Origin of the sequence: uncultured Gulosibacter sp., from assembly GCF_963509965.1 — a bacterium.
Lineage (GTDB): Bacteria > Actinomycetota > Actinomycetes > Actinomycetales > Microbacteriaceae > Gulosibacter.
This window is the reverse complement of the sequence record NZ_CAUPDE010000001.1, coordinates 334031-346840: the sequence shown is the minus strand read 5'-3', so window position 1 is coordinate 346840 and position 12810 is coordinate 334031. Positions and strand designations below refer to the sequence as shown.

7 protein-coding genes and 1 other RNA gene are annotated in these 12810 nt (G+C 62.3%); 6 read left to right on the top strand and 2 right to left on the bottom strand.

Going from position 1 to position 12810, the window contains the following annotated elements:
• Positions 1-91 precede the first annotated feature (91 nt).
• Together RQ865_RS01575 and ssrA are read right to left on the bottom strand one after the other, a co-directional pair.
• Positions 92-895 (bottom strand): SDR family oxidoreductase, encoded by an 804-nt coding sequence (locus RQ865_RS01575; protein ID WP_311476881.1) that lies wholly within the window; start codon positions 893-895, stop codon positions 92-94.
• Between the two features lie 995 nt (positions 896-1890).
• Positions 1891-2261, bottom strand: a transfer-messenger RNA (tmRNA) gene (gene ssrA / locus RQ865_RS01570).
• Between the two features lie 190 nt (positions 2262-2451).
• On the opposite strand from ssrA, the gene RQ865_RS01565 reads away from it, so the two are divergent.
• The 6 genes from RQ865_RS01565 to RQ865_RS01540 all read left to right on the top strand — a co-directional run bounded on the left by RQ865_RS01565 (position 2452) and on the right by RQ865_RS01540 (position 12769).
• Positions 2452-4773, top strand: coding sequence for a hypothetical protein (locus RQ865_RS01565; RefSeq protein WP_311476879.1), 2322 nt, complete (start codon positions 2452-2454; stop codon positions 4771-4773).
• A 92-nt stretch (positions 4774-4865) separates the two neighbouring features.
• Positions 4866-5327, top strand: a complete 462-nt coding sequence (aroQ, locus tag RQ865_RS01560; RefSeq protein WP_201613992.1) for a type II 3-dehydroquinate dehydratase — start codon at positions 4866-4868, stop codon at positions 5325-5327.
• A 92-nt stretch (positions 5328-5419) separates the two neighbouring features.
• Positions 5420-6922: an MFS transporter gene (locus RQ865_RS01555; RefSeq protein WP_311476875.1), complete on the top strand. Its 1503-nt coding sequence runs from the start codon at positions 5420-5422 to the stop codon at positions 6920-6922.
• A gap of 355 nt (positions 6923-7277) precedes the next feature.
• Entirely contained in the window at positions 7278-9902 is a 2625-nt protein-coding gene (locus tag RQ865_RS01550) for a choice-of-anchor M domain-containing protein (RefSeq protein ID WP_311476874.1), read from the top strand.
• Between the two features lie 202 nt (positions 9903-10104).
• On the top strand, positions 10105-12228 hold the full coding sequence (locus RQ865_RS01545) for a bifunctional UDP-sugar hydrolase/5'-nucleotidase (protein WP_311476872.1): 2124 nt from the start codon (positions 10105-10107) through the stop codon (positions 12226-12228).
• A 172-nt stretch (positions 12229-12400) separates the two neighbouring features.
• Positions 12401-12769 (top strand): PH domain-containing protein, encoded by a 369-nt coding sequence (locus RQ865_RS01540; protein WP_201521499.1) that lies wholly within the window; start codon positions 12401-12403, stop codon positions 12767-12769.
• Positions 12770-12810: the final 41 nt, after the last annotated feature.

The window sequence follows — 12810 nt, the reverse complement described above, 5'->3', positions numbered from 1 at the left end:
GGTGGGGTGCGTGCCCGTTGCGGACACACACCCCACCGTGGTTTTGCGGCGCAATCGCTGCGTGTTTGCGCGGTTGCCATGTAGCTGGTGGTTAGAGGTTGGCGTCGTTCCAGGCCCAGACATCTTCGCCACGCAGCGTTACTTCAGCACCCCCGTCGACGTAGACGACCTGGCCAGCCATGTGGGTGTTTTCGACACTGGTCATCCAGATGAGGGCGTTGGCAACCGACTCTGGCGGCTGGTGGTAGTTGAGCGGCATGGGTACCTGGCTGTCAACGAAAGCGATCTGTTCGGGAGTTGAGAGCAGTTGCTCGGTCATCGGGGTGAGTACGGTGCCGGGTGCGACCGCGTTGACCGGGATGCCGGCGCCGGCCCATTCGTCACTGATCGACACGCGGCGCACCCAGCGGGCGAGTGCGCGCTTCGACGACGGGTACGAGACGTAGCCGGTCATCGGGTCGTCGGTGACGTGGCTTGCGGCGATTTCGAGGGCCTTCGCTTCGTCGCCGGCGAGCATCGCTTCGACCATGTCGGGGTCGTTCTGCTGCAGCGAGGCCATCGACGAGACGACGGCGACGCGCGGTGCGGCCGAGGTCTTGAGCGCGGGCAGCAGTGCCTCAACGAATTCGACGACGCCGAAATAGTTGACCGACACGGTCTTGGGGATTGGGGCTGCGATGCCGGCACAGGCGATCACAGCGTCGATGGTGCCGCCGGCGAGTTCGGTGGTTTGTGCAGCGGCATCGTGACGACCCTTGACGGTTGAAAGGTCAGCGTTGATATCAGCGTTCTGGAGGTCGACTCCGATGACCTTTTCGCCGCGGTCGCGGAGGATCTGTGCGGTTGCGGCGCCAATGCCCGAGGCCGAACCGGTGATGACGTAGGTGCGTGACATGTGATCTGCCCTTCTTCCTTTGGATGGTGGCGGTCGCATTTGTGGTGTTCAGCCGCCACCTATATTTTCCCGTGCCGACACTGGATTTTTCGGGCGAATTCGCGTCGTTTGTGCGGGGGAGTTTGCTGCTTGGATGCGTGCGGCTGGCGCACGGGGATGCGGAACGGCGGCCGGGTGCCGCGGCCGTGTAGACAGTGCCCCGAGCCTTGTCAAAACGCGGCCGCTGTTTGCGCCCCTCTCGGCAAATGACCCTCTAACTGCGAAATGACCCTCCCACTGCAGGGTCATTTGCCACTAACAGGGTCACTTGGTTTGGAGGTGGGTTGTGGAGGCTGGGCATTGGTGGAGCATGGGCGGGAAGTCTGGGCGAGGAGTTGAGGCATGACGAGCGGGATTCCGAGACCAAGCACCACCTCTGCTCGAGGCGTCACCCCTGCATCCAGCCCCTGCATCCAGCCCCTGCACTCGGCAAATGACCCTCTAACTGCGAAATGACCCTGCTGTAGGAGGGTCATTTGCCGGTAACAGGGTCACTTGCCGTGGAAACGGGCTGGGTGAGGGGTGTGGCGGGGTGGTGCCCGGTGCGGTGAGGTCTGGGGAGATGGAGACTGGAACCAGGGACCGCCCCTGAACCAAGCAAATGACCCTCTAACTGCGAAATGACCCTCCTACTGCAGGGTCATTTGCCGGTAACAGGGTCATTTCCCGATGACTTCGCCGATAACAGGGTCACTTGGTGTGGAGGTGGGGTGAGGGACAGGGTCATTTGGTGTGGAGGTGGGGTGAGTGAGGAGGATGGAGGCCGGGTGTGAAGACAGGGTCATTTGGCGAGGAAGCGGGTGAGGTGATGCGCGTTGGTGTCAGAGAAGAGTTCAACGCCTGCCGGGCAGCTAAAAACACCGGGAAAAAGTAATACATTGGTTGATACATAAAGCGGCCCCCTGGGAAACCGAAAACCGCATAAACAAGCGGAAGTCGGCACCCCAAGGGGCCGTTCGTGGAGATGGGGGGAATTGAACCCCCGTCCATCGCTGTGAGCCTGCGGCTTCTCCGGGTGCAGTTCGTCTGACGTGTTACTCGGTTCCAGCCCTAGCGACGAACGGCCTGGCTGACAAACCCAGTCACAGTTAAAGTCCCACGAAACCCTGCGACGCAGCTTCGCGGCAAGCGTTCTCAACGACGCCAGGAACTAGACCGAACGCAAAGTCTAGGCTGACGGACTCGGGCTCGCGCTCTAGGCAGCGAGGGCGAAGTCAGTGCGCTTGTTATTGGCACTTATTGGTTGCGAGGGGCGTTAACGAGATAACCCCGCGTCCTCGACCCGCTTCACGCAGTTTCGCAAGCAATGTCGAAACCGATCATCCCCGCGGCTGCGCTGACAGCATCAACGCTATTGAGTTGTGGTTCAGATTGCTCTGAACTGCCCAATTGTAGCGCGATTTGCGTGCGGTGTCGACAGATCATGGTCAACCTGGATGCGTGCAGCGGGTCATCTTGGCGAGTGAGATTTTGCGCTGAACATGGCCGAGAGCGGCACAACCACTACTCTTGAGAGCATGAGTGCGAACGATGGCTTTAATGGCGGCGGTGGTCGCCCCGATGACCCGCAGCAACCCGAGCAGCTCGGCTCGACCTGGGGTGCGGTTCAGTGGCAGGATGACCAGGCTGCGACTGGCTCGCCCGCTGATAATCCTGTGGTGACGCCTCCCGAGTCTGCTGCGAATGGCAACGAGGGAGCATCTGACCAGATGCCGTCGCTACCTGATCTGGGTGCTTTTGGTGCCGGCTTTGCTGCGGCGGGTCGCGAGGATGCGGCAGCTGCGGGCGAAAAAAACGCCCCGGTTGAACTGTCCCAGCAGCCGGAGCAGCAAGACCAGCTCGAGCGACAAGAGCTGCCTGAGGAAGGTCACCAGCCGGAGCAGGAAAACCAGCAAGAACTCGCAGAGGAAAGCCAGCAGCCCGAACAACCAGAGCTGCGGGACCAAGAAGTCGTGCATCCTGAGCAGCCAGAGCAGCAGCAAGGCGAGCAGCCACTTCAGCCTGAGGAAGGCCAGCAGCCCGAGCACAGCGACCAGCCAGAACTGAACTTCCAGTTCGGCGACGTTCCAGCACAGGCGCAGCAGCAGGATGCAGCAGCTCAGCCGGAAACACACGAGCAGCACAACACTCCCGACGAGCCCGAGGCGGCAGCGGATCCGGTCGTGAACTTCGGCAGCGAATCCGACGAAAACGCTACCCGTGCCTATGACACGCAGGCGTTCCAAAGCGACGCGTTTGCATCAGCATCCGAGCAGCAGAATGCAGACAAATCCGCCAATGACCAGCCCACCGAGGTCTTCCAGCGTGATGAGTTCGGTAGCGAACAGGTGGTAGGTCCTCACCCGAATGACACCCAAGCAGACGGCATCCACCCGGACGGCAACCAAACTTATGGCGCGCAGTCATACGGTGCCCAAACTTACGGCGGCGCAGACCAGTACAGCCAGCCCTACAGCTCGCAGCCCGAAAACCAGGACGGGCCCGAGTTCACCCAGGCCTCGTTCACACAGCAGCCCTACGGCGGGGCACCTCAAGAACAGCAGCCCTACAACCAGCAATACGGCCAGCAGGGTGACTACCAGCAGGCCCCGTATCTCGCGGGCGGCGCCCCGGCGCCGTTCCAGAACGCCGGGCCGGTGCCGATGCATCCTGGCGACGAACAAGAACCGCACCACAGCGAACCGGGCGACAAAAAGCGCCGTCGTCGCAAATCAAAATCGCATCAGGCTGACGCTGCAACGGCACCGGCCGGTGGCAAGAAGAAGCGCCGCACGGGGCTGATCGTCACGATCGCGATTATCGCGGTGCTCGCCATCGCTGCGGCGGTGCTCGTGCCGCTTTACCTGCACCTGCAAAACCAGCAGCGTGGCGATGAACTCGCACAGGAGTTCAACGAAAAGGTCAAAGCCTACGAGCAGTCGTGGGGCGAGGATGCGCTGGCGGCTGCATCCGGCCCAGAAGATTTTGCGAAGGTGGCCGGCGGCAAGCGCGAGTCGATTTTTGTCATGAGCGCCGACCAAAAGAAGCAGTTTGAAGCCGTGTGCAGTGATGTGCAGGCCTCGAAGGATGCGCGCCAGAAGCTCGCCGACACCAAGGCCCCCGAGCTGCCGAAGGACGAGGGTGCGCGTGCATCCGAGGCGTACAAGAAGGCCGAAAAGAAGTCGGCTGATCTCAGCGGTAAGGAGCGCGCGAAGGCCACCGAGTTCCTCGACGAGAGCGACAAGCTGCTCAGCTCGATGGAGTCGCTGTGTGGCAACCTCGGCCCCTACCTCGACGCCAACCAGAAGCTGCGCGATATCGGCGATAAGGATCTGCCGAAGACCATCACGGTAGAAAACGGTGGCACGATCGTGTCGGATGACGGCAAGGTTGAGTGGAAGTGCACCGCGCCTGAGGGCTGCCGCGACCTCTACCACAAGGACACCCGCACCAAGTACGCGGATGTGATCGACTCGATGTACACCGACTACTACAACACGCTCGCGGATCTGTTTGAAAAGCAGTGCTTCGCGGATGATTTTGCGCAGGTGTGTAGCGAATCGGTGGAGCCGTTCCGCGAGGCTGCGAAAAAGTCGAAGGCCTACACCGACTATCTGCGCAAAACCGAGCCGGTTGCCGAGGTTGGCAAGCCGATGTATCCGGATGAAGAAAAACTGCTCAAGGAAGCATCCGGTGCGCAGTATGCAGCCGAGGAAGCGCTCGTGAACGCGTGGCGTGCGAAGGATGGCGACAACCCGCCGGCTTCGATGGGTGACACCCCGGCATCGATTGAGGCTTACTACAAAGCGAAACAAGAAAAGGTACGTGAGCTTGCCGCCGCGGTGGGCGACGGTAAGTAGCCAGCCAACATTCACAAGCGCCAGCATCCATAATTCAGTCGCCGCTGCCCCGGTTACCGCAACACCGGGGCAGCGGCGACTAGCATCGAAGCATGACTGACAACGCGCGTGTGCTGGTGCTGAACGGACCAAATCTCAATACGCTCGGTAAACGGCAGCCCGAGATCTATGGCGCCGAAACGCTGGCGGATGTTGAAGCCCGTTGCCGTCGCCGCGCCGAGCTGCTGGGGCTGCAACTGACGTTTGCGCAGTCGAACCACGAGGGCGAGCTAGTCGAATTGATTCAGCAGGCGCGCGAGTCGATGGCTGCGATTGTGATTAATCCGGCGGCCTATACGCACACTTCGGTGGCGATTCGGGATGCGCTCGAATTTGCTGAACTGCCCACGGTCGAGGTGCATATTTCAAACATTCATCGGCGTGAGGAGTTTCGCCACCACTCGTTTGTGTCGGGGGTTGCGGATGCGGTGATCGCCGGTGCTGGCACGCTCGGCTATGAGCTCGCGCTCGAGTGGGTTGCTGATCGCTGCGGCCGCGTCGCGCGTGAGGTTTAGCGTCGGGCGTGAGGTGTAGGTCGGCGGGCCGGTAACACTGAAACAAACGCCGGCGAGCGCTCCACTACTGCGCGAGGGAGTAGGCTGGCGCAGTGCATCCCAAACCTACTGATACCCCTGCCGCCGCGAATAATTGGCCCGCGTTTGCGGTGTGCGTCGCGGTGGCTATTGCGATCATTCTCGACCTGGTGAAGGTCAACGTCACGCTGACCCCGATTGAGCACACCCTCGGCGCGACTAGCTCGCAGGCGCAGCTGATTGTGGCCGGATATGTGCTCGCGTTCGGTATTTTGCTGGTGCCTTCGGGGCGGCTCGGTGACCTGTGGAATCGCAAGGCGATGTTCGTGATCGGGCTGGGGACGTTCACGATCGCGAGCCTGCTGTGTGCTTTGGCGTGGGATGCGACCGCGCTGGTGGTGGCGCGCCTCGTGCAGGGTGTTGCGGCCGGGATGCTCATGCCGCAGGTGATCGGCCTGATCCAGAACCTTTTTCAGGGGCGCGAGCGCGGTAAGGCGTTCGGTATTTTTGGTGCCTCGATTGGGCTCGGTACCGCATTTGGCCCCACTATCGGTGGGCTGTTCATCGGCATGCTGGGGGAGGAACTCGGCTGGCGTTGGACGTTTGGGATGAACGTGCCGATCGCGCTGATTATTTTGCCGTTTGCGATCTGGCTGCTGCCGGGCCGGCAGGCGCATCCGAAGGGCGCAGCCAGCCGCGATCTCGACCTGGTCGGGGTGCTACTGATGGCGGCGACGGTGCTGCTGGTGATGTTGCCGTTCGTGTTGACCACCGGCACCAGTGCTGATTCACCGCAGCGCTGGTGGTTGTTGCTGGCGGCGGCAGTCGTTGGCGCCGTGTTTGTGTGGTGGGAGCGGCGGTATTTGGCGCTTGGCCGCAATCCGGTAATTGACTTTGGGCTGTTTCGGTGGGCGTCGTATCGCAATGGTGTGATCATTTCGACGCTGTGGTTTGCGGTGATGCCGCCGATGTTTTTGCTGATGACGCTGTATGCGCAGCAGGGGCTGGGCTTTGCGGCCGTGAACGTGGGTGCGTTTTCGATTCCGTACGCGTTGATTTCGGCAGTGGTTGCGGCCTGGGCTGGCCGCTACACGTTTACCTGGGCGGCGCGGATGGTGTTCTATGGCGTGCTGATCTATGTGGCGATGTTGCTGGGGATGTTGTTGGTCGGGGCGTTCGCTCCGGTGGTGTACACGCCGTGGCTGTTTACCGCGATGCTCGCGGTGGGCGGTGTTGGGCCGGGCTTGGTGATGTCGGCGAACCAGATGCGCACTATGAAACATGTGCCGCCGGCTGCGGCCGGTGTGGGCGGTTCGTTCATGCAGGTGGGGCAGCGGCTTGGTAACGCGATGGGTATCGCTGTGGCGACGTCGGTGTTTTATGCGGTGTTGGCGGCTGCGGGTCTAACGCCGGGCGGAGCCGTTGACGCTGCGGCTGGGGGCGAGGATGCGTACCGGCACGCCTATGTGTGGGGCATGGTGGTGCTGGTGGCGCTGAGCGTTTTGGCACTGGTGTTTTCGTGGCTCGACTATCGGGTGGATGCGCGCGAACGTGCCGCGGGCGAGGCGCCGGAGTAGTGGGCAACCTGCTATTTGCTGGCCGGTACCGATGGATTTACCGCGTTGGCCGAGGGGCGAATGTCAAAAACCTGGGCTAGACAATCCGCCTCCCGCTGATTGTTTCCACGTCGCACCAGCAACCGCCTCGAAATGGGTGCATCACTACGATCATCATCAGGACAGCGCCGAGGGAGTCGCAGGGCAGGACGGCGGGTATGTCAGCCGCGCATGAATGGTTGCTCATGTGGCGCAGAGCCCGCGCATCCGCTAATGTTGTCCCACCAACGATTGCAAATGAGAATGATTAGCAATACGAAAATCATCAGCAATCGCATCATTCGCAACAGAGTCTTCACCAGCTAAGGAGCGGTTCATGCGCGTCCTCCGGGCAACCCGTGCCTCCCTCGCCGCAGCGGCCATCGCGGCAACCACTGTCGCCACCGCATTGAGCATCACCGCAACACTGACGCTCGGTGCGGCCCCTGCCTACGCCGGGCCAGACGACGACCGCAGTGTAGAGACGAAAGCCCACATCGACGCCCCTAAGGTTTTCTGGAACAAGCAAGCTGGCACGTTCGCGATCAACTCGCAAGCCAACGGGAAAACCGTTCCGCTCGAAACCACCGCCAACTGGGTGGGCCGCGGTTACAACGACGACGGCAGCCAGAACTACACGTTCCCCATCACCTCGGACCCGCGCCTGGACTTCCTTGGCGAGGACGGTCAGCTGCTCTACATGGCGCCGCAGGTTCCGGGGCCGGGCAACAGCCCCATCTGGTCGGGCTTCGGAGCGGACACCGCGGTGCCTATCGAGCAGTTCCAAGACGGCAACTTCGCGCTGGAAATGGTCGGCTTCAACGGCCCCGGCCAGATGGAGATGTTCAACCACTCGACGTACGGGAACCTGCCGGTGACGCGCCTGTTCTCCTCGCATGACAAGGTGTCCCGCACCGTCTGGCTGGACCCCGGCACGCACACCCACAACATCACAACATTCACCAAGCCGGGCCGCTACGAGGTCACGTTTGACGCCACCGCTCGCACAACCGACGGCAGCTTCATCTCTTCCAAGCCCACGACGCTGGTGTGGCGGGTAGGCGGGACCAACCCTGCTGATGAGAAGCTCGGCGACGTGCGCGCCGCGTACAACGAAGCGGCCGATGCGGTGGAGGGTAGCGCGGCGGAAGGCGCCGCTGCTTCCAAGCCGACGTTCACGATCGCCCCACACACCGGAAGTGAACGCGACGGCGACAAGAACCTCACCGACCTCACCTTCAACGCTGGTACTGAAGCGGCTGAGGGTACGGTGGTGTTCTACATCGACGGCTACCACCTCGCCGAGGTTCCGGTCAAGAACGGCACTGCGACGTGGAGCGAGATGATCGGCTCGCAGACCTCGAATTTCCAGGCCGTGTTCGTGCCGAGCAAGGGTGCCGCTCGCTGGATTAGCGCGCCGCTGAGCGCCGCCACGGGGCAGAAAACCGTGACCACTCAGGATGCGGGCGAGTTCCCGGATGAAACCCCCGATGTGCCGGCCGGCGAGTTCTCGGAGGGTGAGGTCACGGTCGGTTCGCGCGACGTGTCCGTCACCGCGCGGCCGCAAGACAAGGGCGACCTCATCACCATCGACACCAAGCCTGCGGATGATTCGCTGATCTATAACGTCACGGGTGGCTTCTATGAGGAAGGCTACGACGAGCCGACCTGCCCCGTTGAAGGCGTGAGTGGCCCGGGCCGCCGCACCATCGTGGCGGACAGCGAATACTGCAAAGGCGACGGCTATTCGCTGCGCCTCACGTTGGAGCCGCAACCGCGCGCTGCGATCGGCAACACGGACGTGATCGACCTCGACCAGGTGAACGGCGCCGGTAAGACGGTTGAGACGCAGTTCTCCGGCGTCGGCGAAAGCAACGAGCCGGCGCCGGGTGAGCCAGCGCCGGGCGACGACGGCGGCGACGACGGGAACGAAGGCTCCGACGGCGCGATCCTCGACACGCCTGTGACGATCAACAACGGCCACGTGGACTTGCGCGCCATGGAGGTGGACGGAAAGCTCTCGGTGGCGTTGGGTGATGATTCGCGTCAGCACGCCAAGGAGTCCGTGCTCCGAACCATCAACTCGACGACCCTGGAGGTCACCAAGCTCGCGAAGGTCAAGCGTGAGGGCAACGTGCTGGCCGATGAAAGCTATGACGTGCTCGGCCCGAAGGGCAGCGAGTTGTATGTTTTGCCGCAGGGGCAGCAGCCTGGGCGTGTGTGGCCGGGCTTCTCGAGTGAGGCTCTGGACCGCGTCAAGTACCCCGAGGGTGCAACCATGACGCTCACCCCGGTGAGCGCGCCTGAGGGCGGTCAGTGGTTCGCGTACACCGAGAACCTGGGCGCTATCAACCGGATGTATGCTTCGAGCGAGAAGGCTTCCGACGTGCCGCTTCCTCCGGGCACGCACATGCACACCGCGTGGGCGTTCACTAAGCCGGGCACATACACGATCGATGTGACGGCCCGCGCCAAGCAGTCCAGTGACGGCGAGCAGGGCGCCCGCAGCGCCGGCTCGAATCACGATGGCGGGGAGGCTACCGCTGAGACTCAGCGGCTGACGTTTGTGGTCGAGAAGAAGTCTGCCACCGAAGAGCCAGGCGACACGGAACCTCCGGCAGGGGAACCGAGTGAGGAACCGACGGATGAGCCAACTCCGGAGGATCCGACCGAGCGCCCAACCGAGGAGCCGGCCGAGCCAACCGAACAGCCGAGCGACTCACCAACCGGCCAGCCGACCGACGAAGCAGCACCGGAACATCCAACGGACGCGCCAGCCGACCCGACGCAACCGGACGGCACCGACAACGCCGGCGGCACCGATAACGCAAGTACCCCATCGGACGCTGGGGGAGCACTGGCGCGCACGGGTGCAGAGATTGTGCCCGCCGTCGCGCTTGCGGCCGTGACTGTTGTGGCGGGTATGGGGTTGTTGATGGTGACTCGCCGCCGCCGAGCCTGAGGCGTCCGGAGGCGGTTTCGCCGTTCCGGTTCTTGCGTGGCCAGGGAGTTTTCGAACGGCGCGTTATAGATCGGCTTGCCGCGAGCGAAGCGCCGGGGTAGTGGGCAACCCGCTATTTGCTGGCCGGTAACTTCGGGGCGGTAGCTTGCGTGCTGTTCCCGCTCGGTTTTGCATGGCTATTGCCTGAAAGGTTCTGTGCCTCATGAAGGGTTTCATCGCGCGCCCGATCACCGCGATCGTCGGCGTTTCGCTCGCTTTTGCCGGGATTGCATCCCCGGCGATCGCACAAGAAAACGCGGACGCTCCGCAGTCGAAGGTGACGGTGCTCACCATGACCGACTTCCACGGCTACCTGGGGCAGGTGCCGAACATGATGTGTCAGGTGAACAGCATCCGGGATGCGAACCCCGGCAACGTGCTGCTCGCATCCAATGGCGACAATGTGGGCGGTAGCGCCTATATTTCGGCCGTGAATGACGACCTGCCGACGCTCGAGATGCTCAACGCCATGCAGCTTGACGTGACGAGCGTCGGTAACCACGAACTCGATCGCGGTACGGCAGATCTCACCGGCCGGCTGCAAGACAAATCAGATTTCCCGTATGTGGCGGCCAATATTGAGGGCCTCGACCCGGCGATCGTGCCGCCGTATGTGATCAAGCGCACCGAAAATGGTGTGGATGTGGCCTTTGTTGGTGCCGCGCCCGAAGACCTCCCCACCCTCGTTGACCCCAACGGAATTGCGGGGCTGAGCATCACCGACCCGGTCGCCGCGGTCGACAAGGTTGCCGCCGAACTCAAAGACGGCGACGACGCCAATGGTGAGGCCGATGTGGTGGTGGCGCTGATCCACGACGACTACAAGATCGCCGCCGGGGTTGGTGCCGATGTGGATGTGGTCGTGGCCGGGCACTCGCACGTCGAGCACAGCGGCGAAACTGCGTCGGGTGCTCCGGTAGTGCAGCCGGGTTATTTTGGCAACCTGATCGGGCAGATTGATCTCGACATTGATGCTGATGGCAAGGTGGTTTCGGCTGCGGCTTCGATGCTTTCGGTGAAGAAGGTGGCGGATGCTGATTGTGCGGCTGAGCCGTTCAAGAGCATGTATGAGGAGTACCAGGCGCAGGCGGATGAGCTTGGTAAGGAGCCGGTGGGTTCGATCGAGGGCAAGGCACGTCGCGCCACGAACTTCGGTTTTGGCTCGAGCGAGCAGGGTAATGAGAACCGCGGCACTGAGTCGTCGGCGGGGAACCTGATCGCGCAAAGCTTCTACGAGTTTTCGCAGTTGAACGGCTTTGGCGCCGATTTTGGGTTGATCAACTCGGGTGGTGTGCGTGCCGACCTGGATGCAGATGGTGATGGTGTGATCACTCGCGGTGAGGCGCAGTCGACGCAGCCGTTCGATGGCGATATGGGCACGGTGGATTTGACCGCCAAGCAGGTGTATGAGCTGCTCGAGCAGCAGTGGAAGGGCGAGGAGGCGTCGCGTCCCGTGCTGCAGCTGGGCCTGTCGGACACGATCGCGTACACCTACGACCCCGAGGCGCCGATTGGTTCGAAGGTGACGAGCGTGCGCATCCACGGTGAGCTGCTTGACCGTAATGACGAAAGCCGCACCTACCGCGTGATTGCGGGTACGTTCCTGCTGGCCGGTGGCGACGGATTCACCGCGCTTGCCGAGGGTGCGAATTTCAAAAACCTGGGCTACAAGGATCTGGCCGCGACGATCGAGTTTTTGAAGGCTAAGCCGGGATGGAAGGTGAGCAACTCGCAGCGTTCGATTGGCGTGGGTGCGCTGCCTGCATTCACGCAGGGCGCCGAGGTGACGGTCAACCTGTCGTCGCTGTCGATGACCGCGGATGAAGAGAAGCCTGAGACCGCTTCGATTTCGCTTGAGGATGGCACGGTGCTTGGCACCGCGGATGTCGACAACACGATCGTGCCGCAGCTGCCCGAGACGGGACGGGCTGCCGTGACCTTCAAGGTACCGACCGACCTGGCGCCTGGTGAGCACGTGATTGTGATCAAGGCGGGGGAGACCGAGTATCCGCTGACGATTGAGGTTGTTGGTTCGGATGCGGGCGCGACTGAAGATCCTGGTGACACTGCGGAGCCGGGCCCAACTGCGGAGCCGGGCACTGAAGCGCCTGCCGCACCTGGTAGCCCCGCACCGACTGCCGATGGGCAGGGCAAGGGTAAGGATGCCGCTGGGGGCCAGCTCGCCACCACCGGTGCCGCTGACCAGAGCCTCGTGGCGATGATGGCCGTGCTGCTGCTGGTTGCCGGCGCCGCGCTGGTTGCCGCGAAGCGCCGCGAAATGCAGTAGCGCCGCGCGCTGATTGACCGGGCAGAGCCCGTCTCGACTGTTTGGTTGGGGCGGGCTCTGTGCCTTGGTCGTTTTGGCTTGGATGCGGTGCTGAACAAGCCTCGAGTGCTGGTAAAATCGGCGGTCACGCCACAAATATTGGCGTGATTGACTTCGCCTATAAGGAGTAAGCATGGAAGCTGCAGTAGTTGCGTCTTGGACATTTATGCGCGAGATACCGGTTCCGCAAGATGTGAGCTCGCTGCTGGTCGAAGGCGAGCAACCGTACGCCGCCTACGCAACCATGCGTGACTCGGCGATTTTCACCAATAAGCGGCTGATCGTGCGGGATGCGCAGGGAATGACCGGGAAGAAGGTCGAAATCTATTCGCTTCCCTATACGGCGATCAATATGTGGTCGACCGAAAACGCTGGCCGGCTTGACTTTAATTCGGAGGTTGAGCTGTGGACGCGCGCCGGCCACATCAAGATCAAACTGGGCAAGGGCACCGATGTGCGTCGCCTCGACCACCTCATTGCGCACTGCGTGCTGGGCGGTTAGATTCGTGCGGTCGCGCCGAACACGAAGGCGCTGATCGAGGA

Coding starts and splice junctions, on each gene's coding strand:
- RQ865_RS01575 (WP_311476881.1), bottom strand. CDS start 895: ATGTCACGCACCTACGTCATCACCGGTTCGGCCTCGGGCATTGGCGCC.
- RQ865_RS01565 (WP_311476879.1), top strand. CDS start 2,452: ATGAGTGCGAACGATGGCTTTAATGGCGGCGGTGGTCGCCCCGATGAC.
- aroQ (WP_201613992.1), top strand. CDS start 4,866: ATGACTGACAACGCGCGTGTGCTGGTGCTGAACGGACCAAATCTCAAT.
- RQ865_RS01550 (WP_311476874.1), top strand. CDS start 7,278: ATGCGCGTCCTCCGGGCAACCCGTGCCTCCCTCGCCGCAGCGGCCATC.
- RQ865_RS01545 (WP_311476872.1), top strand. CDS start 10,105: ATGAAGGGTTTCATCGCGCGCCCGATCACCGCGATCGTCGGCGTTTCG.
- RQ865_RS01540 (WP_201521499.1), top strand. CDS start 12,401: ATGGAAGCTGCAGTAGTTGCGTCTTGGACATTTATGCGCGAGATACCG.